This window comes from Arenimonas aestuarii (genome assembly GCF_054781715.1).
The window spans coordinates 1,094,019-1,112,904 of sequence record NZ_BAAGTW010000004.1; the positions used below are offsets into that span (position 1 = coordinate 1,094,019).

An 18,886-nucleotide genomic window follows, 5' to 3' on the forward strand; every position below is an offset into this window, starting at 1 on the left:
TCGAGGTCGGAAAGTCCCGAGCCTACCTGCCCCCGATGCCCCCGCGCACCGTGACGAAGGTCATGGCCGCCTCAGCGGCCGGTTTCACCTGCCTGGATGCCGACGTTGCTGCCGGCGTTGCGGTAGGCGTCCAGGTCCAGCAGCCCGCGCTCGCGCGCCACCAGCACCGGCACCAGCACCTGGCCGGTGACGTTGGTCATCGTGCGCATCATGTCCAGCACGCGGTCGATGGCGATCAGGTAACCCAGGCCCTCCAGCGGCAGCCCGGCCGAGCTGAGCACGACCGTGGCCATCACGATCGCGGTGCCCGGCACGCCCGCGGTGCCGAAGCTGCCCAGCACGGACGCCAGCAGGATGATGAAGTACTGGGTGGCGCTGAGTTCGATGCCGAAGTACTGGGCGATGAACACCGACGTGAGCGCAGGGAAGATCGCGCCGCAGCCATCCATCTTGATGCTGGCGCCCAGGGGCACCGCGAACGCCGCGTATTCCTGCTTCACGCCCAGGTTGTGCACCGCCGAGCGCAGCGAAGCCGGCAGCGCCGCGAAGCTCGAGGACGTCGCGAAGGCCACCTGCATCGCCGGCGCTGCACCGCGGAAGAACTTGACCGGGCTGAGGCCGTGCGCCGCCAGCAGGCCCCCGTAGACCACCACGATGTGCACCGCGCAGGCCAGGTACAGCGCGACCACGAAGCCACCCAGGGGCAGCAGCCGCTCGAAACCGTAGGTGCCGACCAGGGCACCGATGAGCCCGAAGGTGCCGATCGGGGTGACTTCGAGGACGAAGCGCGTCACCTGGATCATCGTCTCGCTGGCCTCGCCGGCCAGGGCGCGCAGCCGCGCCGTCTTCTCGCCCAGCTTCACCAGCGCAAATCCAAGCAGGCCGGCGAAAAAGATGACCTGCAGGATCCTGCCATCGGCCAGCGCCCGGAACGGATTGGCCGGCACCACGTCCAGCAGGACCTGCACCGGGCCCGGCACCTCGCGGACCTGGTAGTCCGGCGCCATCGCCAGTTCGCCCAGGCCCAGGCCGGGTTTGAGCAGCCACCCCGTGCCCAGGCCCACCAGCACCGCCAGCGCGGCCGTGGCGGCAAACCACAGGAAGGTGCGCGTGCCCAGGGCCGCGATCGATTCCTGTCCGGCCAGGCTGGACACGGCGTTGATGACCGCGAAGAACACCAGCGGCGTGGCGATCATCTTGATCAGGGTGACGTAGAGCGTACCCAGCGGCTGCAGCCAGACGCCCGCCGCCTCGCCCATGAGCCAGCCGGCCAGGGCGCCAAGGATGAAGCCGGCAAGCACGCGCTGCCAGAAGGGGATGCGGAACCAGCGGGTAACCAGGGCCATGCGGGCGACCGGGTAGGAACGGGAAGAACCGACGATAGCCGCGACCCGCCCCGCGGTCACCCACTTCCTCACCGACGGCAACACATCGTTGCGCGATAATGGCCGCCTGATCCCGGAGAACCCATGACCATCCTGCTCTTCCTCGTCGGCCTGGCCCTGCTGATCCTGGGCGCCGAACTGCTGGTGCGCGGCGCCTCGCGCCTGTCGCTGTCCCTGGGCATCGCGCCGCTGGTGGTGGGCCTGACGGTGGTGTCCTTCGGCACCAGCGCGCCGGAGCTGGCGATTTCGATCAAGGCGGCCCTGGACGGCCATACCGACCTGGCCCTGGGCAACGTGGTCGGCAGCAACATCTTCAACATCCTCTTCATCCTGGGCCTGTCGGCCCTGGTCGCGCCGCTGGTGGTGGACCGGCAGCTGGTGCGCCAGGAGGTGCCGATCCTGGTCGGCCTGTGCCTGCTGGTGGGCTGGATGGCGCTGGACCGGGAGATTTCCTTCGGCGACGGCCTGGTGCTGGTGGCCGTGCTGCTGGCCTATATCGGGCTGCTCTACCACGTTGGCCGGTCTTCGCCGCCGTCGGAAATGGACGATGCGCTGGTGACGGGCGCCGACTCGCCCTGGCTGTCGAAGCTCTGGGTCCAGCTGCTGCTGATGGTGGTGGGCCTTGCGATGCTGGTGTTCGGCTCGCGCTGGCTGGTGCAGTCGGCGACGGTGTTCGCGACGATGCTGGGCGTGAGCCCGCTGGTGATCGGCCTGACCATCGTATCGGCGGGCACGTCGCTGCCCGAGGTGGCGACATCGGTAATCGCGGCGGCGCGCGGCGAACGCGAGATCGCAGTGGGCAACGTGATGGGCAGCTGCATCTTCAACCTGGTCTGCGTGCTGGGCATCAGCGCACTGGTGGCGCGCGACGGCCTGGGGGTGCCGACGGCGCTGCTGGCCTTCGACCTGCCGGTGATGTTCGCGGTGTCGCTGGCCTGCCTGCCGGTGCTGTTCACGGGGCACCTGATCGCGCGCTGGGAAGGCGGGCTGTTCCTGGCCTACTACGTCTTCTACACGACCTACCTGGTGCTCTGGACCCAGGACCACAGCAGCCTGGACGAATACACCTGGGTGATGCGCACCGTGGTCATCCCGCTCACCGCGATAACCCTGGGCGTCGTCGCCTGGCGCGAACTGCGCCAGCGCCCCCGCGCCTGACCCCGCCCTTCCTCCCCTGCTCTTGTGGGAGGGGCTTCAGTCCCGACGCCCTTGGCCTTCGGCCAAGCAGAGGCACGCTACCTCCTGGAATGAACGTCGGGGCCGCCAGGAAATCAATTGCGGGATGCGCACTCGCTTGTATGCAACGAGCGCGCTGAGGCTTCGGTTTGCCGAGAGACTGCTTTCCCATCGGCCTCGACATTGCGTCGAGGAGGTGTCGCGTCTTCGCCCCGGCCGACCCTCGGAGACATGGATGTCGACGAGGAGCCTACATGGACGTACTCGCGGCGTGTCGGCCGGGGCGAAGGCGCGGCGCCTCCACCCGCGGCACGCTCAGTGGCGACGCTCTGCTTGGCCGAAGGCCAAGGGCATCGGGAGCAAAGGCCTTCCCACAAAGCCAGCTGGGATCAGAAGGGTTTGAAGTAGACGAGCCAGAGGATGCCGATGGCCAGCAGCAGCGGGATTTCGTTGAACCAGCGCAGGGTCGTCGGCGACGGCAGCTTGCCGCCGGCGGCCGCCCGCTTGAGCCAGCGGCCGGTGATGATGAAGTGCGCCAGCACCAGCAGCACCACCGTCAGCTTCGCGTGCAGCCAGGGGCCAGACCGGTCGAAGTGGAACCACAGCGTCAGCCCCAGCACGAAGGCGATGCCGAACATCACGTGCCCGAATCGGTAGAGCCGCTTGCCCATCAGCGCCAGCCGGTCGCGCACGGCCGGCTGGTCACCCACCTCGGCCAGGTTCACCAGGAAACGCGGCAGATAGAACACCGTCGCCATCCAGGCGATCACGAACAGCACGTGGAAGAGCTTGGTCCAGAGGTAGGCCATCTTGGTTCGGTTCCTCGCCGGGTCAGCGGCAGTTGGGGGCGCGGCCCGCCGCGCGGGCCTGCTGGTAGGTCGCCATCAGGCCGGGCGCGGAGGCGCGCAGGGACTGCACCCGCGACGCCGGATCCGGGTGGGTCGACAGCCACGCCGGCGGCCGGTTGCCGCTGGTCGCACGAATCATGTTCTCCCAGACCGCCGGCGCACCCTGGGGGTTGAAGCCGGCCTGGGCCATGTAGCGCTGGCCCAGGACGTCCGCCTCCACTTCATGCTGGCGCGAGAACGGCAGCAACACGCCGGCCTGCGCCCCCACGCCCAGCAGGCCAAGCAGCTGCTGGCGCTCGCCGCCGGTCGCCGAGTTCAAGGCCTGCATCGCCGCGTCGGCGGCGAATCGCTGAGATACCCGCTCGGCCGCGTGGCGCGACACCATGTGGCCCATTTCGTGGCCGATCACCGCCGCCAGCTGGTCCTGGGTGGTCGCCACCTTGAACAGGCCGGTATGCACGCCCACCTTGCCGCCGGGCAGGGCGAAGGCGTTGGGGCTGTCGTCCTGGATCACCACGATTTCCCAGCGCTGCTGTCGCTCGCGTGCGGGGAGCACCTGCACCAGGGCGTCGGCCACGCAGCGCACATAACGATTCGCCGCCGGGTCGTTGGCCAGGCGGCCGCTGGACTTGATCTGGTCAAACGCGCTGGCGCCCATGCGGTCCATGGCGGCCTCGTCGACAAGCATCAGCTGGCTTCGGCCGGTGGGAGTGGTGGTGCAGGCGGTGGCCAGGGCCACGAAGGCCAGGGCAATCGGGAGGCTCGAGCGGAGGGTGCGCATCGTCATTCTCCGGGGGGGTACGGGAGGCCCATGATTCAGGTATCGGTCCCTGGCCGCAATACCGAAGCGGTTCAGGCGTTTGCGTGCTTTCTAGGCTATAATCTGCGCGCCTTCTTCGTGTCCGTGGTGTGCCGGAATGCGAAGCACCCCGAATTCCAACGGACTTCCCATGACCGACCCCACGATCGTGGCGCCGAACGCGCCCCTGCTCTTCCGCGACCTCGACCTCGGCGAGCCCCTGCTCAAGGCCCTGACCGACGTCGGCTACGAGTCGCCCTCGCCCATCCAGGCCGCGACGATCCCGCACCTGCTGGCCGGCAAGGACGTGCTGGGCCAGGCCCAGACCGGCACCGGCAAGACCGCCGCCTTCGCCCTGCCCCTGCTGGCAAGGTTGGATCCGGCGGTGAATTCGCCCCAGGCCCTGGTGCTGTGCCCCACCCGCGAGCTGGGCATCCAGGTCGCCGAGGCCTTCCAGAAGTACGCCGCCCACCTGCCCGGCTTCCGGGTGCTGCCGATCTACGGTGGCCAGGGTTATGGCCCGCAGCTGCAGGCCCTGCGCCGCGGCGTGCACGTCGTGGTCGGCACCCCCGGCCGCATCATCGACCACCTGGACAAGGGCTCGCTCGACCTGTCGCACCTGCGCACCCTGGTGCTGGACGAGGCCGACGAAATGCTGCGCATGGGCTTCATCGACGACGTCGAGGCGATCCTCAAGAAGATGCCGGCGGTGCGCCAGACCGCGCTCTTCTCCGCGACGATGCCGCATGCGATCCGCCGCATCGCCCAGACCTACCTCAAGGAACCGGTCGAAGTCACGATCGAAGCCAAGACCCGCACCGCCGACAACATCCGCCAGCGCAGCTGGGAAGTCAGCGGCATGCACAAGCTCGACGCGCTCACCCGCATCCTCGAAGCCGAACCCTTCGACGCCATGATCGTCTTCGCCCGCACCAAGCAGGCCACCGACGAACTGGCCGAAAAGCTGCAGGCCCGCGGTTTCTCCGCCGCCGCGATCAACGGTGACGTGGTCCAGGCGCAGCGCGAGCGCACCATCGCGCAGCTCAAGGACGGCAAGATCGACATCCTGGTCGCCACCGACGTGGCCGCCCGCGGCCTGGACGTCGACCGGATCAGCCACGTGGTGAACTACGACGTTCCCTACGACACCGAGAGTTACGTGCACCGCATCGGCCGTACCGGCCGCGCTGGTCGCAGCGGCGAGGCGATCCTGTTCATCGCCCCGCGCGAGCGCAGCATGCTGCGGGCCATCGAACGCGCGACCCGCCAGCCGATCACGCCGATGGAGCTGCCGACCGTGGCCGCCGTCAACGACGTGCGCATCGCCAAGTTCAAGCAGCAGATCACCGATACGCTGGCCGCCGGCGAACTTGCCGAGTTCCGCAAGCTGATCGAAGACTACGAGCGCGAGATGAACGTGCCTGCGATCGAGATCGCCACCGCGCTGGCCAAGATGGCCCGCGGCGACGTGCCGCTGCTGATGCAGCCCCCCAAGTTCGAAGCCAAGAAGCGCGCCTTCGACCGCGACGTGCAGGACGCCACCGACCGCTACGCCAAGCCGGCCCGCTTCGAACGCGGCGACCGCCCGGAGCGCCCGGCCTTCGCGAAGAAGGTGCGCGAGCCGCGCACGCCCGACGAGGGCAAGGCGACCTTCCGCATCGAGGTGGGCTACGACCATGGCGTAAAGCCGGGCAACATCGTCGGCGCCATCGCCAACGAAGCCGGCCTGGACGCCAAGCACATCGGCCGCATCGAGATCTTCGAGGACCACACCCTGCTCGACCTGCCCGACGGCATGCCGGTGGACGTGATGACCCACCTCAAGACCGTCTGGTGCGCCGGCCAGCAGCTGCGCATCACCCGCGACGGCGAGCCGCCGGACACCGCTGGCAAGGTGCCGGGCAAGAAGCCCTTCGGCAAGAAGCCGTTCGGCGGCCCGAAGAAGGACTTCGGCGAACGCAAGTCGTTCGGCCCGAAGAAGTCGTTCGGCCCGAAGAAGCCGCACCGCAAGGGTCCGGCCCAGGACTGAACCCGGTCAGGGCAAGGACGGCATCGCGCCCAGCGTCTTTTCCAGCAGGGGAAGGTGCGGGCGCAGCAGCGCCGCGTTGTGTCGCGCCGCGGCCAGGGCGACTTCGTCGTCGGGGTCGGGCCCGCCGAAGGACGGCAGGCCCGGCAGCCCGGCCATGCCGGCCACGTCGGGCACCGGCACCAGTTCGGACATGGCCGCGACCGACTGCCGGCGCACCCAGGCGTATTCCTGCCGCGACATGCCCGCCTGGTTCACACCCTTGGCCTGCGCCGCACGCAGGCGGGTAAGCAGCGCCGAGGTCTCCCCGAACACCGTGCCCAGGTCCTGCAGCGACGACTCGCGGGCACCGCTCGCGCGTTCGCCGGCGGCGGCCTGGGCCTGGTTGGCCAGTCGCGCCAGGTCGGGCCCCATCTCGGACGCCACCACCTTTTGCACCTGTACGAAGGTTTCGACCTGGGCCGGCGTCATGCGGCCGTCCGCGGGCGGCGAATAGGGAGCCTGGTTGCGGATGTCGTCGCCCAGGTCGACGGCGCTGATCCAGGTCTTCGCGCCCTCGACGCCCGCGCTCCACATCGGCCGCAGCACGAACCACCAGGCCGCCACGGCGCCCAGCGCGAACAGCAGCAATACCACCAGGCACCCCACCAGGACCTTCTTCGCCGCCATGCCCGACTCCTTCCAGCCTGCATCCGAGGATAGTCGCGGGTGCACCTCAACGGCTAGAGTCCGCGCCATGGAACACGACGTGGTCATCATCGGCGGGGGCGCCGCGGGCCTGATGTGCGCGCTCACCGCCGGGCGGCGCGGGCGCCGCGTGCGCGTGCTCGAACACGCCAACCGATGCGGCAAGAAGATCCTGATGTCGGGGGGTGGACGCTGCAATTTCACCAACACCGGCACCACGCCCGCGAACTTCCTGTCGGCCAACCCGCACTTCTGCAAGTCGGCGCTGGCGCGTTACCGGCCCGAGCACTTCATCGCCATGGTGGATGCCCACGGCATCGCCTGGCACGAGAAGGAGCTGGGCCAGCTGTTCTGCGACGACTCGTCCAAGCAGATCGTCGCCATGCTGCTGGCCGAATGCGCCGACGCCGGCGTGCTCATCGACACCTCCTGCAGCGTCGAGACGATAGGCGCGGCGCCCGGTGGCGGCTTCGCGCTGCGCAGCTCCCTGGGCGCGCTGAAGGCGGAGTCCCTGGTGGTCGCCACCGGCGGACTTTCCATACCGAAGATGGGCGCCACCGGGTTTGGCTACGACATCGCGCGCCAGTTCGGCCACGCCGTGCTGCCTACACGCGCCGGGCTGGTGCCGCTGACACTCAGCGGCAAGCACCTGGAGCACTACGCCGACCTCGCCGGCGTATCGGTGCACGTTTCGGCGCGCTGCGGGAAGGCGCGTTTCGACAATGCCATGCTGGTCACCCACCGCGGGCTGAGCGGCCCGGCCATCCTGCAGGTGTCCTCGTACTGGGAGCCCGGCCGCGAGCTGCTGCTCGACCTCTTGCCCGAACACGATATCGAAGCCTGGCTGCTAGAACGCCAGCGCGAGCAGCCGGCCGCGGAGCTGCGCACCGTGCTCGCCGATGTCTTCCCGAAGCGTTTTGCGCAGCGCCTGTGCGAAACCTGGTTCACCAGCAAGCCCATGCGGCAGTACAGCCACGGCGAACTGCCGGCAATCGCCCGCCAGCTGGCGCACTGGCCGATCATCGCCAGCGGCACCGAGGGATATCGCACCGCGGAGGTCACCCTGGGCGGCGTTGACACCGATGGCGTGTCTTCGAGCCGCATGGAATCGAACACCGTGCCCGGCCTGTTCTTCATCGGTGAAGTGCTCGACGTCACCGGCTGGCTGGGCGGCTACAACTTCCAGTGGGCCTGGGCCAGCGGCCACGCCGCCGGCAGCGTCGCTTGAGTGGCGCGATCCGCCGTCGTTTCGCGTTAAGTTGCAAATACCCCCGGAAAACAGGAGTTTGTCCATGCCACGGACCACGCGCCGCACTACGATTCCCGCGCTCGCCATGTTTTGCCTGGCTTCCGGCCTGGCGCAGGCCCAGGCACCCGCCCAGGAACAGGCCATCATCGTTCTCGACGCATCGGGTTCGATGTGGGGCCAGATCAACGGCAAACCCAAGCTCGAGATCGCCCGCGAAACCCTGGCCACCGTGCTCAAGGACACGCCCGACACCATGGCGCTGGGCCTGATCGCCTACGGCCATCGCGAGAAGGGCAACTGCGACGACATCGAACTGGTGGTGCCCGTGCGCACCGGGAGCGCCGGCGACATCGCCGCCGCTGCGGCGAAGATGAAGTTTCTTGGCATGACCCCGCTGTCCGAGTCCGTGGCCCGCGCTGCGAACGAGCTGCGCTTCACCGAACAGAAGGCCACGGTCATCCTCATCACCGACGGCCTGGAAACCTGCAAGGCCGACCCCTGCGCCCTGGGCAATGAACTCGAGGAAGCCGGCGTGGACTTCACCGCCCACGTGGTCGGCTTCGGGCTCAGCGCCGAGGAAGGCAAGCAGGTAGCCTGTCTGGCCGAAAACACCGGTGGTCGTTACCTCGCCGCCAACGACGCCGATGGCCTGGCGGCGGCCCTCACACAAACGGTGGTCGCCGCGCCTCCCGAGCCGCCGGCTCCCGAAGCTACGCTCGAAGCGGCCGAACAAGTGCCGATGTCGTCGCGCTTCACCATCCGCTGGACCGGCCCGGCCCACCAGTACGACGAAGTGCAGGTCTTCGACCCCGCCGGCAATGCCGGTCGCGGCAAGGTCATCGACAACCAGCGCGTGCTCAACGCACCCGGTGCCGACGAAAAGCAGGTCGAACTGGTGGCCCCGGCCAAACCGGGCCGCTACGTGCTGCGCTATTACCACGGCGCCATGAGCAAGGTCATCGCCACCCGTGGCATTGACGTCGTGGAAGCCGAAGTGGCGCTGGATGCACCCGCGGAAGTCGCGATCGCGTCGGACATCCTGGTCACCTGGACCGGCCCGGGCGAACGCTACGACGAGGTGCAGGTCTTCGATCCCGCCGGCAACGCCGGCCGCGGCAAGGTGGTGGACAACAAGCGGGTGCTCGACGCGCCCGGCGCCGACCGGCGCCAGGTCACCCTGGTCGCGCCGGCGAAGCCAGGCAACTACACGCTTCGGTACTGGAACGGCGACAACAGCATCGCGCTCACCAGTGTTCCGCTTCGCGTGGTCGAGGCCGATGTCGGGCTGTCGGCACCGGAGGAAGTGGCCATGGCCTCGAGTTTCGTTGTCGGCTGGATCGGGCCCGGCGCGCAGTACGACGAAGTGCAGGTGTTCGACCCGGCCGGCAACGCCGGCCGCGGCAAGGTGGTGGACAACCAGCGCGTGCGCTCGGCCAAGACCTTCGACCAGCGCGAAGTGCGCCTGACCGCACCCGCCAAACCCGGTGACTACACGCTTCGCTACTGGAACGGCGACAACAGCACGGTCCTGTCCACCCAGCCACTGCGGGTGGTGGCGGCGGAAGTCGGGCTCGACGCGCCGGGCTCGGTGCCGATGGCGACCTATTTCACCGTCACCTGGACCGGCCCCGGCGCCCGCTACGACGAAGTGCAGGTATTCGACCCAGCCGGCAACGCGGGTCGCGGCAAGGTGGTCGACAACCAGCGCGTGCAGTCCGACCGGGGCTACGACCAGCGCCAGGTCACCATGACGGCGCCGGCGCGGCCCGGCGGCTACCAGCTCCGCTACTACAACGGCGACAACACGGCCGTGCTGCACGTGCAGCCGATCGAGATCACGGCCACCGACGTCTCGTTCGACGCCCCGGCCAGCGGACCGGCCGGCCAGACGATCACCATCGGCTGGGTCGGCCCCGGCGCCCGCTACGACGAAGTGCAGGTCTTCGACCCGGCCGCCAATGCCGGTCGCGGCAAGCTGCTGTTCAACCGGCGGGTGCAGTCCGACAAGGGCTACGACCAGCGCCAGGTGACGATCAAGCTGCCCGAAGCGCCGGGCAGCTACCAGCTGCGCTATTACAACGGCGACAACACCGCCGTCCTGCACAGCCAGCCGTTCAAGGTCGACTGAGACCGACCCGCGCCAGTCCCGCCCCAGGGCGGGACTGGCTGCCATGGCCCGGCCTCGGGCATACTCCGGCATCACATACGCACCGGTATGGTGCGCCTGAAGCCCGACCCGAGACCCCGCCATGCCCCACTACACTGCCCCGCTGCGCGACATGCAGTTCGTGCTGTTCGACCTCCTGCAGGCCGAAGCCGAACTCGCCGCCCTGCCCCGCCACGCCGGCCTGGACCGCGAAACCATCGAGGCGGTGCTGGAGGAAGGCGCGAAGTTCGCCAGCCAGGTCATCCAGCCGCTCAACCAGGTTGGCGACCGCGAGGGCTGCAGCTTCCACGGCGACGGCGTGGTCACCTCGCCCCCGGGATTCAAGGACGCCTACCGGCAGTTCGTCGAAAACGGCTGGCCGTCCGTGTCCTGCGATCCGGACTGGGGTGGCCAGGGCCTGCCGACGCTGGTGAACAACCGCCTTTACGAAATGTGGAACTCGGCCAACCAGGCCTGGCTGATGTACGCGGGCCTTTCCCACAGTGCCTACGAATGCCTGATGGCCTTCGGCACCGAGCAGCAGAAGCAGGTGTACCTGACCAGGATTGTGTCCGGTGACTGGACCGGCACCATGTGCCTGACCGAACCGCACTGCGGCACCGACCTGGGCCTGCTCAAGACCAAGGCCGAGCCCAGGGACGACGGCAGCTTCGCCCTCACCGGCACCAAGATTTTCATCAGCGCCGGCGAACACGACCTGGCGGAAAACATCCTGCACCTGGTGCTGGCCCGCCTGCCCGGCGCACCGGCCGGCACCAAGGGCATCTCCTTGTTCCTGGTGCCCAAGTTCCTGCCCGATGCCGACGGCAAGCCCGGCGAGCGCAACGGCATCAAGGCCGGCTCGATCGAACACAAGATGGGCATCCACGGCAATGCCACCTGCGTGATGAACCTCGACGGCGCCACCGGCTGGCTGATCGGCGACGCCAACAAGGGCCTGGCGGCGATGTTCGTGATGATGAATTCCGCGCGCCTCGGCGTGGGCATGCAGTCGCTGGGCCAGGCCGAGGTCGCCTACCAGAACGCCGCCGCCTACGCGAAGGACCGCCTGCAGGGCCGCGCGGCCGCGGGCCCGGCATCGCCGGACAAAGCCGCCGATTCGATCCTGGTGCACCCGGACGTGCGCCGCATGCTGCTCACCGCGCGCGCCTGCAACGAAGGCGGGCGCGCGCTGGCGACGTGGACCGCGCTGCTGCTCGACCGGGAACACGACCACCCCGATCCGGCCGTGCGCGAAGAAGCCAGCGAGCTGATGGCGCTGCTGACGCCCGTGGTGAAGGCCTTCCTGACCGACAACGGCTGGGAAACCGCCACCTTGTGCCAGCAGGTGCTGGGCGGCCACGGCTACATCAGCGAATGGGGCATGGACCAGTTCGTGCGCGACGCCCGCATCAACATGATCTACGAAGGCACCAACGGCATCCAGGCGCTGGACCTGCTGGGCCGGAAGGTGCTGATGGACGGCGGCGCCAAGTTCGGTCGTTTCGCCGCCCTGGTGCAAGCTTTCCTGAAGGAAAATGCCGGACGCCCGGAACTGGCCGAATTCACCGCGCCGCTGGCGAAGCTGCTGGCCGATACCGCGGACCTGACCCGGGACATCGGCGCCAGGGCAAAAGCAGATCCGAATGAGGTCGGCGCCGCGGCCGTGCCCTACCTGCGCATCGTCGGTCACCTGAGCTTCGCCTGGCTGTGGGCGCGCATGGCAGCGCTGGCCATCGGCAAGGACGATGATTTCCACGCGGCGAAGATCGCCACGGCGCGCTTTTATTTCGCCTGGCTGCTGCCGGAGGTCGAACAACGTTTCCGCGAGGCCCGTGCCGGCGCGCCCAGCCTGATGGCGATGCCCGCCGACGCCTTCTGACCGGTTACTTGCGCCAGAGCGCCTTCCAGCCTTCCGGGCCGAGCCTGCGCAGGATCGCGATGTTGTTCTCGTAGATGCGGTCGGCGTCGGGGAAGGCCGCCACGGCCTTGTCCACGCTGTCCTCGCGCAGCAGGTGCAGGGTGGGGAACGGGGCGCGGTTGCTGAAGTTGGCCATGTCCTCGGGCGCGCTGTCGGCGAACTGGTACTGCGGATGGAAACTCGCCACCTGCAGCACTCCTTCGAGTCCGAGTTCCTCCACCGCCGCGTCGGCGATGTCCAGGAAATCGTTGTAGTCGAGGAAATCACGCAGCACGAACGGGTGCACCAGCAGCGTGGTCTCGATGTCACCCGGGTCGGCCGAGGCCAGCAACTGCAGCTCGTGCAGCAGGTCCTGCAGCAGTCCCTCTTCGTCGGCGGCCTGGCTGACCACGTAGCGGATCTGCCGCTTGACGTGCACGGCCTTGGCGAACGGGCACAAGTTGAGGCCGATCACGGCCTTTTCCAGCCAGTCCTGGGTGGCCGCGACCACGGCCTCGTCGGTCAGCGGCTCGTCGCCGTGCATGGGATCGTGGCTCATCTTGTTACTCCCGGCGCCGCAGCGCGGCGGCCTTGCTCAGGTCATTCCACCAGTAACGCATGAAGGAGCGCAGCATGCCGCGGCGCGGGTCTATCCGCCGGCCGTCGGCCAAGCGCTCCATCTGCTGGTAATACCAGCCCTGGGCCCCGAGCACATTGACCATCTTCGCCAGCAGCCAGGGGCTGGCCGGCGACAGGCGGCCGCGCGCGCGCAGGTGCAGGCGGTGTTCGAACGCCGGCAGGGTGTCTATTTCGCCTGCCAACAAGCGGCGGGCCACGTCCGGATGCGTGCAGAACGGTCGGGCGATGCCGATCAGGTCGGTATCGCCGCTGGCCAGCGCCGACTCCATGCCGCCGCGGCTGCGGAAGCCGCCCGTCACCATCAGCGGCATGCGCGCCACCCGTCGGATGGCGGTGGCGTAGTCGAGGAAATACGCCTCGCGCACGCGGGTGCTGGGGCGAACCTGCACGGCGTCGTCGTCCCGGCCGGCGACCCCGAGCAGGCGCGGCTGTTCGTAGTTGCCGCCGGAGATCTCCAGCAGGTCCACGGATTCGCCGTTGAGCAGTTCCACCACGCCCAGGCAGTCGGCGTGGCTGAAACCGCCCTTGCGGAAATCGTCGGAGTTGAGCTTCACCGACACCGGGAAATCCGCCCCGACCGCCCTGCGCACCGCGCGCACGGCTTCGACCAGGAAGCGGGCGCGGTTGGGCAGCGACCCTCCCCAGGCGTCGTTGCGGCGGTTGGTGACCGGCGACAGGAAGCTGCTCAGCAGGTAGCCATGCGCGCCATGCACCTGCAAGCCGGTGAAGCCGCACTCTCGCGCAATGACCGCGACATCGGCAAAACGTTGCACCAGGGCCAGGATTTCGTCCTCGCGTAGCGCCCGGGGCCGGGCGTAGTTGCCCAGCAGGTCCAGCTGCACGTCCGAGGGGCCCACCGGTTCGCGGGTCACATAACGAGGCGACTGCCTGCCGGCGTGCGAAATCTGCATCCAGAGCGCGTTGCCCGCCCGCGTGCCGGCCCTGGCCCAGCTGCGAAGGCGTTCACGGGCGGTGTCGTCGACGCTGGGCGCGAAGCCGGGATCAATGGCGACGTTGCCGGGGCGCTCAAGCACCCGGTGGTCGATCATCACGTTGCCGGTGATCAGCAGCCCGGCGCCGCCGTCGCTCCAGGTGCCGTAGAGCTGGTCGAGGCGGGAGGTCGCGCGCAGGCGGGAATCGCCCAGGCCTTCGGTCATCGCCGCCTTGCAGAGGCGATTGCCGAGCGTCGTGCCGCAGGGCAGGCGCAGCGGCTGGGCCAGGGGATCGGACATCGGCGACTCCAGCGGTGGATCCGGTCGCCCACCATACTGCAATGGCCTGGCGCCGGACCGTGACGACACGGCCCGGCGCGGTCGGGGGCTCAGTGCTGGGCGGTTTTCACCAGCAGGTTCTTGGCAAGCGCGGCGTGGCCGCGGCCGACCACCCGGGCCAGGTGCAGCATGGCGAAGAACAGCACGGTGCCAAGCATCATCACCAGCCCCGCCTGCCAGGGTGCGCCGAAGGACATGCCATCCCAGTCGGCGCCGACCGGCAGGCCGAGGCTGCCGAGCAGCGCCGCGGCGCCACCCCCCACCAGGCCCACCGACAGCGCCATGCCGGTGATGGTGACGACGGAGTAGATGACGCCAAGCGGCAGCATCAGCAGCTGGTAGAGCATCGTGCTCCAGGTGCGCGGGTCGGTGAACATGGCGCCAATGCGCTCAAGCCAGGGCTGGCCACGGCCCTGGTAGAGCGGCCGGCGCGGCATGCGTTCGCCCAGCAGCACTTCGACGATGCGGCCTTCGACCAGGGACAGCACGCGCACCAGGCCGATGAACAGGATCACCACCGGCACGCCGATGATCATCAGCGCCAGGCTGGCGGACACGCTGAATCCGGTCACCACGACGGTGAAGTAGATGATGCCGGTGGCCAGCGAAAGCAGCATGTAGATCAGCGATGACCAGGCCCGCGCGTCGGTGGCCACGCCGAAGAACCGACCCGCCGCGCTTTCGCGCGGAGGTGCCGGCGGCGTGCGCAGTGCCCGGGTCACCTGCACTTCGGTGTCGCGGTAGATGTCGGCTACTTCCTCGGGTGCGCCGTAGCTCGTGGCGACGCTGGCGATCAGGTCGGCCTCGGCCATGCCGGGGTTGGCGGCCATCTCCGAGCGCAGGTACTCCTCCGCGTCGTAAAGGGCGTCCTGCACCAGGGCCGGGTCGGCGCCGCGCAGGGCCGTGCGCAGCTGGTCGAGGTACTCGGGGATGGTCTTCGGGGTGACGGCGGTCATCGCAGGTTTCCTTCCAGCACGGAATCAACGGAGTCGCGGGTGGTTCGCCAGCTGCCGGTCCATTCCGACAGCGCCTGGCGGCCCAGCGTGGTGATGCGGTAGTAGCGCCGGGGCGGGCCGCTGACCGAGGGCACGACGTGGCTCTCGGCCAGCCCGGCGGCGCTGAGGTTGCGCAGCACCGGGTACAGGGCGCTTTGTTTGCCGCCCAGCAGCGGGTCGCCGGTTTGTTCGAGCCGCTTGGCGATCTGGTAGCCGTAAAGCGGTTCGTCCGAACGGGCCAGGACCGCCAGCAGGACCAGGGAAACGGTCCCGGCGCTGAGCTCTTTCTGGAACTTCTTCAGGTGCGGCTCGGTGTCCTGCATGGTCCTGTCCCGGCCTGAGCGATACAGGCGTCTTGTGGATAGTGTTGAGTCAATAATAGTCAGCGCCGGGAACGGCGGCAGTGCCGCAAGTCACGGTCGCGGCGGGTCCGCCGCCAGCCGTTTGTCTTGCATCCCGCGCGGCCTTGGTTAATGTGGGGGCCACGTCCCCCCTGTCGGAGAGTGTCTCGATGAGCCCGTCCATGCCTGGCCCGATGCCCGCCCTGTTTGTCGGGCACGGATCACCCATGAACGCCGTCGAGGACAACGCCTGGCGTCGCAGCTGGCAGGCGCTGGGCAAGCGACTACCCCGCCCCAAGGCCATCCTGTGCGTCTCGGCCCATTGGGAAACCGAGGGCGTGTATGTCGGCAGCGCCGAAAAGCCCGACACCATCCACGACTTCCGGGGCTTCCCCAAGGCGCTCTTCGACGTGCGCTATCCCGCGCCCGGGAGCCCTGAACTGGCGCATCGCGTTGCCGAGCTCGTTGACCAGCCGCGGGTGCACTTCGACTCCCACCGCGGCCTGGACCACGGCGTCTGGAGCGTGCTGCAGCCCATGTTCCCCGAGGCCGACATCCCGGTGGTGCCGCTGAGCCTTTCCATCCTGCAGCCGGGTGCCTGGCACTACGACTTCGCCCAACAGCTGGCGCCCCTGCGCGACGAAGGCGTGCTGGTGGTGGGCTCGGGCAACATCGTGCACAACCTGCGCTACTGGCGGCAGGGGCAGACCGAGCCGCTGGACTGGGCCCAGCGCTTCGACGAGGACATTGCCGAACGCATCGCCGAGGGCCACCACGAAGGCATGCTCGGCTACGAAACACTGGGCCCGGATGCCCTGATGGCGATTCCCTCGCCCGAACACTACCTGCCGCTGCTTTACGTGCTCGCGCTGCAACGGGACGACGACCCGGTGGAGTTTTTCAACGAAGAAGTCGTCGGCCCCATCTCCATGCGTTCGGTCATCATCGGCAAGCTGAACTGATGTCCGACAACCCGGTCCTGGTGCTGTTCCTGCCGCTGGCGCTGGCCGTGGTGATGGCCGGGCTGGGCCTGCACCTGACCCTGTCCGACTTCCGCCGCGTCCTGGCCATGCCCCGTGCGGTGGCCGTGGCCCTGGCCGTGCAGGTCCTGCTGCTGCCGCCCGTCGCCTTCGGCCTGGCGAAGGCGTTCGGCCTGCCCGGCGAACTGGCCCTGGGCCTGGTGCTGCTGGCCGCCTCGCCGGGCGGTGTCACCGCCAATCTCTTCAGCCACCTGGCGCGCGGCGACGTCGCGCTCAATATCAGCCTGACCGCCATCAACAGCGTCCTGGCCCTGCTGACCCTGCCGGTCTGGACCGCGCTCGCGCTGTCGGTTTTCCTGGGCGCCGAGGGCAGCGTGCCGCCGCCAACCCGAAAGATCATCGAGGTCGCCGTGCTGGTGATCGGCCCGGTGGCCCTGGGCATGGCATTGCGCGCCTGGCGCCCGGCGCTGGCGGCGGCCGCGGAAAAACCGGTGCGCCTGCTGTCCTCGCTGCTGCTGGGCGTACTGATCGTCATGGCCTTTGCGTCGGAGTGGGACATCGTCCGCCTGTACGCCCCGGTGGTTGGCCTGGCCTGCCTGCTGTTCAACCTGGCAAGCCTGCTGTCGGGCTATTTCGTGGCGCGCGGGGTGCGCCTGGCCGAACCGCAGGCCATCGCCATCGCATTCGAGATCGGCATCCACAACGGTACGCTGGCCATCTTCATCGCCATCGAAGTACTGGGCCGCGACGCCGCCAGCATCGCGCCGGCCATCTATGCGCTGAGCATGTATCTCACCGGTGCGCTTTTTGCCGCGTGGCTGCTGCGCCGGGGCAAGGTGCGGCCGGCATGAAAAAGGTTTATGACCGCGACTACTTCGAGAACTGGTACCGCCGCCGCGACCTGGGCGGAAGTGCCGCGCTGGGCCGCAAGGTGGCCCTGGCCGTGGCCACCGCCGAATACCACCTGGGCAGGCCGCTGAAGTCGGTGCTCGACGTCGGCTGTGGCGAAGGGGCCTGGCGGGCGCCGCTGCTCAAGCTTCGTCCCGGCCTGAACTACATGGGTCTGGACAGCAGCGACTACGCCGTCGATCGTTATGGCGCCAGCCGCAACCTGCACTGGATGCCGTTCGGCGACCTCGCCGCGGTCGGGTTCTCGCGGCCGGTGGACCTGCTGGTGTGTTCCGACGTCATGCACTACCTGGCCGACGACGAACTGCAGCGCGGCCTGAAGGAATTCGCGCGCCTCTGCCACGGCGTGGCCTTCCTGGAAGTGTTCGCGCAAGGCGATGACATCGTCGGCGACCTCAAGGAGCTGCACCGCCGGCCGGCGGCCTGGTATCGCAAGGCCTTCGGCAAGGCCGGCTTCACGCCCATCGGTTCGCACCTGTACCTGTCGCGAGCGCTGGCCAGTCGCGCTACCGCGCTGGAGCTGCCGCGCTAGTGGGCGGCGAGACACCGTTCGCCGACCTCGACCCCGACCGCATCCTCGACGCCGTCGAGTCGCTGGGCCTGCACAGCGACGGCCGCGTGCTCGCGCTCAACAGCTACGAAAACCGCGTCTACCGGATCGGCATGGAACAGGGACCGGCGCGGGTGGTGAAGTTCTACCGGCCCGGTCGCTGGACCGACGAAGCCATCGCCGAAGAACACGCCTTCTCCGCCGAGCTGAGCGCCGCCGATCTTTCCGTGGTCGCGCCCCTGGACATCCGGGGCCGCACCCTGCACCACTTCCAGGGCCACCGCTTCGCGCTCTTCGAGCTGCGCGGCGGCCACGCGCCCGAACCCGGCGACCGCGACGTGCTCACCCACCTGGGCCGCGTGCTGGGCCGCCTGCATGCAGTCGGCGCCTCGGGACGTTTCGCGCACCGCGGCGTGATCGGCATCGAAAGCCACGGCGAAGACCCGGTGCATTACCTGCTGGAGAACCGCTGGCTGCCACCTGACCTCGAGGGCAACTTCGAGCGGCTTGCCGAAGCCCTGTTCGATGCCATGGACGCCTGCTACGAGCGCGCCGGCGACACCACCACGCTGCGCCTGCACGGCGACTGCCACCCGGGCAACATCCTGTGGCGGGACGAGCAGGCGCATTTCGTCGATCTCGACGACTGCCTTTCGGGGCCGGCCGTGCAGGACCTGTGGATGCTGGCCGGCCGCCGCGAGGACAGCCGCGATCCCTGGCGCTGGCTGTTGGAGGGCTACGAAACCTTCCGCGCCTTCGACCGCCGCGAACTGCACCTGGTCGAATCCCTGCGCACGTTGCGCCTGCTGCACCACAACGCCTGGATCGCCCGCCGCTGGCACGACCCGGCCTTTCCGGTCGCCTTCCCCTGGTTCGAGGCGCCGCGGCACTGGGAGTCGGTGATCACCCAGATGCAGGAGCAGCTGGCGGCCCTGCAGGAACCACCGCCCGACCCCGACTGAGCCGGCTTGCGTTAGGCTTCCGG

General features: G+C 68.8%; 17 protein-coding genes. 9 read left to right on the forward strand and 8 right to left on the reverse strand.

Annotated features, from left to right (window positions below):
• Window positions 1-71: 71 nt before the first annotated feature.
• Window positions 72-1,346, reverse strand: coding sequence for a dicarboxylate/amino acid:cation symporter (locus ACYVJH_RS06170; RefSeq protein WP_460453738.1), 1,275 nt, complete (start codon window positions 1,344-1,346; stop codon window positions 72-74).
• 123 nt (window positions 1,347-1,469) lie between these two features.
• On the opposite strand from ACYVJH_RS06170, the gene ACYVJH_RS06175 reads away from it, so the two are divergent.
• The gene (locus ACYVJH_RS06175) at window positions 1,470-2,543 is read left to right on the forward strand and encodes a calcium/sodium antiporter (protein WP_460453739.1); all 1,074 of its coding nucleotides are present in this window, start codon (window positions 1,470-1,472) and stop codon (window positions 2,541-2,543) included.
• 407 nt (window positions 2,544-2,950) lie between these two features.
• Here the strand turns inward: ACYVJH_RS06175 and ACYVJH_RS06180 are convergent, their stop codons facing one another.
• Together ACYVJH_RS06180 and ACYVJH_RS06185 are read right to left on the reverse strand one after the other, a co-directional pair.
• Window positions 2,951-3,370, reverse strand: coding sequence for a CopD family protein (locus ACYVJH_RS06180; protein ID WP_460453740.1), 420 nt, complete (start codon window positions 3,368-3,370; stop codon window positions 2,951-2,953).
• Between the two features lie 22 nt (window positions 3,371-3,392).
• Entirely contained in the window at window positions 3,393-4,190 is a 798-nt protein-coding gene (locus tag ACYVJH_RS06185) for a M48 family metallopeptidase (protein WP_460453741.1), read from the reverse strand.
• A 169-nt stretch (window positions 4,191-4,359) separates the two neighbouring features.
• On the opposite strand from ACYVJH_RS06185, the gene ACYVJH_RS06190 reads away from it, so the two are divergent.
• Complete coding sequence (locus ACYVJH_RS06190) at window positions 4,360-6,237, forward strand: DEAD/DEAH box helicase (RefSeq protein ID WP_460453742.1); 1,878 nt, start codon at window positions 4,360-4,362, stop codon at window positions 6,235-6,237.
• A 6-nt stretch (window positions 6,238-6,243) separates the two neighbouring features.
• On the opposite strand, the gene ACYVJH_RS06195 is transcribed toward ACYVJH_RS06190, so the two are convergent.
• A complete protein-coding gene (locus ACYVJH_RS06195) occupies window positions 6,244-6,903 on the reverse strand; it encodes a hypothetical protein (RefSeq protein WP_460453743.1) in 660 nt (219 codons plus the stop codon).
• Window positions 6,904-6,970: 67 nt separating this feature from the next.
• Between ACYVJH_RS06195 and ACYVJH_RS06200 the strand changes: the two genes are divergently transcribed.
• From ACYVJH_RS06200 to ACYVJH_RS06210, 3 genes are all read left to right on the forward strand, one after another.
• A complete protein-coding gene (locus ACYVJH_RS06200; protein WP_460453744.1) occupies window positions 6,971-8,149 on the forward strand; it encodes a BaiN/RdsA family NAD(P)/FAD-dependent oxidoreductase in 1,179 nt (392 codons plus the stop codon).
• A gap of 64 nt (window positions 8,150-8,213) precedes the next feature.
• Window positions 8,214-10,298 (forward strand): VWA domain-containing protein, encoded by a 2,085-nt coding sequence (locus ACYVJH_RS06205; protein ID WP_460453745.1) that lies wholly within the window; start codon window positions 8,214-8,216, stop codon window positions 10,296-10,298.
• 121 nt (window positions 10,299-10,419) lie between these two features.
• Window positions 10,420-12,198, forward strand: a complete 1,779-nt coding sequence (locus ACYVJH_RS06210; RefSeq protein ID WP_460453746.1) for an acyl-CoA dehydrogenase C-terminal domain-containing protein — start codon at window positions 10,420-10,422, stop codon at window positions 12,196-12,198.
• A gap of 4 nt (window positions 12,199-12,202) precedes the next feature.
• Here ACYVJH_RS06210 and ACYVJH_RS06215 read toward each other — a convergent pair whose 3' ends face one another.
• From ACYVJH_RS06215 to ACYVJH_RS06230, 4 genes are all read right to left on the reverse strand, one after another.
• A complete protein-coding gene (locus ACYVJH_RS06215) occupies window positions 12,203-12,775 on the reverse strand; it encodes a DUF1415 domain-containing protein (RefSeq protein WP_460453747.1) in 573 nt (190 codons plus the stop codon).
• A 4-nt stretch (window positions 12,776-12,779) separates the two neighbouring features.
• Entirely contained in the window at window positions 12,780-14,087 is a 1,308-nt protein-coding gene (locus tag ACYVJH_RS06220) for an NADH:flavin oxidoreductase/NADH oxidase family protein (RefSeq protein ID WP_460453748.1), read from the reverse strand.
• A gap of 89 nt (window positions 14,088-14,176) precedes the next feature.
• Window positions 14,177-15,082: a sensor domain-containing protein gene (locus ACYVJH_RS06225; RefSeq protein WP_460453749.1), complete on the reverse strand. Its 906-nt coding sequence runs from the start codon at window positions 15,080-15,082 to the stop codon at window positions 14,177-14,179.
• Window positions 15,079-15,444, reverse strand: a complete 366-nt coding sequence (locus ACYVJH_RS06230) for a PadR family transcriptional regulator (RefSeq protein WP_460453750.1) — start codon at window positions 15,442-15,444, stop codon at window positions 15,079-15,081. The genes ACYVJH_RS06225 and ACYVJH_RS06230 overlap by 4 nt, the downstream gene beginning before the upstream one ends.
• 212 nt (window positions 15,445-15,656) lie before the next feature.
• Here ACYVJH_RS06230 and ygiD point away from each other — a divergent pair, with 212 nt between their 5' ends.
• The 4 genes from ygiD to ACYVJH_RS06250 are packed head-to-tail and all read left to right on the forward strand — an operon-like array spanning window position 15,657 to window position 18,863.
• Complete coding sequence (ygiD, locus tag ACYVJH_RS06235) at window positions 15,657-16,424, forward strand: 4,5-DOPA-extradiol-dioxygenase (protein ID WP_460454276.1); 768 nt, start codon at window positions 15,657-15,659, stop codon at window positions 16,422-16,424.
• A complete protein-coding gene (locus tag ACYVJH_RS06240) occupies window positions 16,424-17,293 on the forward strand; it encodes a bile acid:sodium symporter family protein (protein WP_460453751.1) in 870 nt (289 codons plus the stop codon). Before ygiD ends, ACYVJH_RS06240 begins: the two co-directional genes overlap by 1 nt.
• The gene (locus ACYVJH_RS06245) at window positions 17,290-17,883 is read left to right on the forward strand and encodes a methyltransferase (RefSeq protein ID WP_460453752.1); all 594 of its coding nucleotides are present in this window, start codon (window positions 17,290-17,292) and stop codon (window positions 17,881-17,883) included. Before ACYVJH_RS06240 ends, ACYVJH_RS06245 begins: the two co-directional genes overlap by 4 nt.
• Window positions 17,883-18,863, forward strand: coding sequence for a serine/threonine protein kinase (locus ACYVJH_RS06250; RefSeq protein WP_460453753.1), 981 nt, complete (start codon window positions 17,883-17,885; stop codon window positions 18,861-18,863). Before ACYVJH_RS06245 ends, ACYVJH_RS06250 begins: the two co-directional genes overlap by 1 nt.
• Window positions 18,864-18,886: the final 23 nt, after the last annotated feature.

Bases quoted from the DNA above. Each gene is read 5' to 3' on its own strand.
- ACYVJH_RS06185 (WP_460453741.1), bottom strand. From the start codon at position 4,190: ATGCGCACCCTCCGCTCGAGCCTCCCGATTGCCCTGGCCTTCGTGGCC.
- ACYVJH_RS06210 (WP_460453746.1), top strand. From the start codon at position 10,420: ATGCCCCACTACACTGCCCCGCTGCGCGACATGCAGTTCGTGCTGTTC.
- ACYVJH_RS06230 (WP_460453750.1), bottom strand. From the start codon at position 15,444: ATGCAGGACACCGAGCCGCACCTGAAGAAGTTCCAGAAAGAGCTCAGC.
- ACYVJH_RS06220 (WP_460453748.1), bottom strand. From the start codon at position 14,087: ATGTCCGATCCCCTGGCCCAGCCGCTGCGCCTGCCCTGCGGCACGACG.
- ACYVJH_RS06170 (WP_460453738.1), bottom strand. From the start codon at position 1,346: ATGGCCCTGGTTACCCGCTGGTTCCGCATCCCCTTCTGGCAGCGCGTG.
- ACYVJH_RS06225 (WP_460453749.1), bottom strand. From the start codon at position 15,082: ATGACCGCCGTCACCCCGAAGACCATCCCCGAGTACCTCGACCAGCTG.
- ACYVJH_RS06245 (WP_460453752.1), top strand. From the start codon at position 17,290: ATGAAAAAGGTTTATGACCGCGACTACTTCGAGAACTGGTACCGCCGC.
- ACYVJH_RS06180 (WP_460453740.1), bottom strand. From the start codon at position 3,370: ATGGCCTACCTCTGGACCAAGCTCTTCCACGTGCTGTTCGTGATCGCC.
- ACYVJH_RS06190 (WP_460453742.1), top strand. From the start codon at position 4,360: ATGACCGACCCCACGATCGTGGCGCCGAACGCGCCCCTGCTCTTCCGC.
- ygiD (WP_460454276.1), top strand. From the start codon at position 15,657: ATGCCCGCCCTGTTTGTCGGGCACGGATCACCCATGAACGCCGTCGAG.
- ACYVJH_RS06175 (WP_460453739.1), top strand. From the start codon at position 1,470: ATGACCATCCTGCTCTTCCTCGTCGGCCTGGCCCTGCTGATCCTGGGC.
- ACYVJH_RS06215 (WP_460453747.1), bottom strand. From the start codon at position 12,775: ATGAGCCACGATCCCATGCACGGCGACGAGCCGCTGACCGACGAGGCC.
- ACYVJH_RS06240 (WP_460453751.1), top strand. From the start codon at position 16,424: ATGTCCGACAACCCGGTCCTGGTGCTGTTCCTGCCGCTGGCGCTGGCC.
- ACYVJH_RS06205 (WP_460453745.1), top strand. From the start codon at position 8,214: ATGCCACGGACCACGCGCCGCACTACGATTCCCGCGCTCGCCATGTTT.
- ACYVJH_RS06200 (WP_460453744.1), top strand. From the start codon at position 6,971: ATGGAACACGACGTGGTCATCATCGGCGGGGGCGCCGCGGGCCTGATG.
- ACYVJH_RS06195 (WP_460453743.1), bottom strand. From the start codon at position 6,903: ATGGCGGCGAAGAAGGTCCTGGTGGGGTGCCTGGTGGTATTGCTGCTG.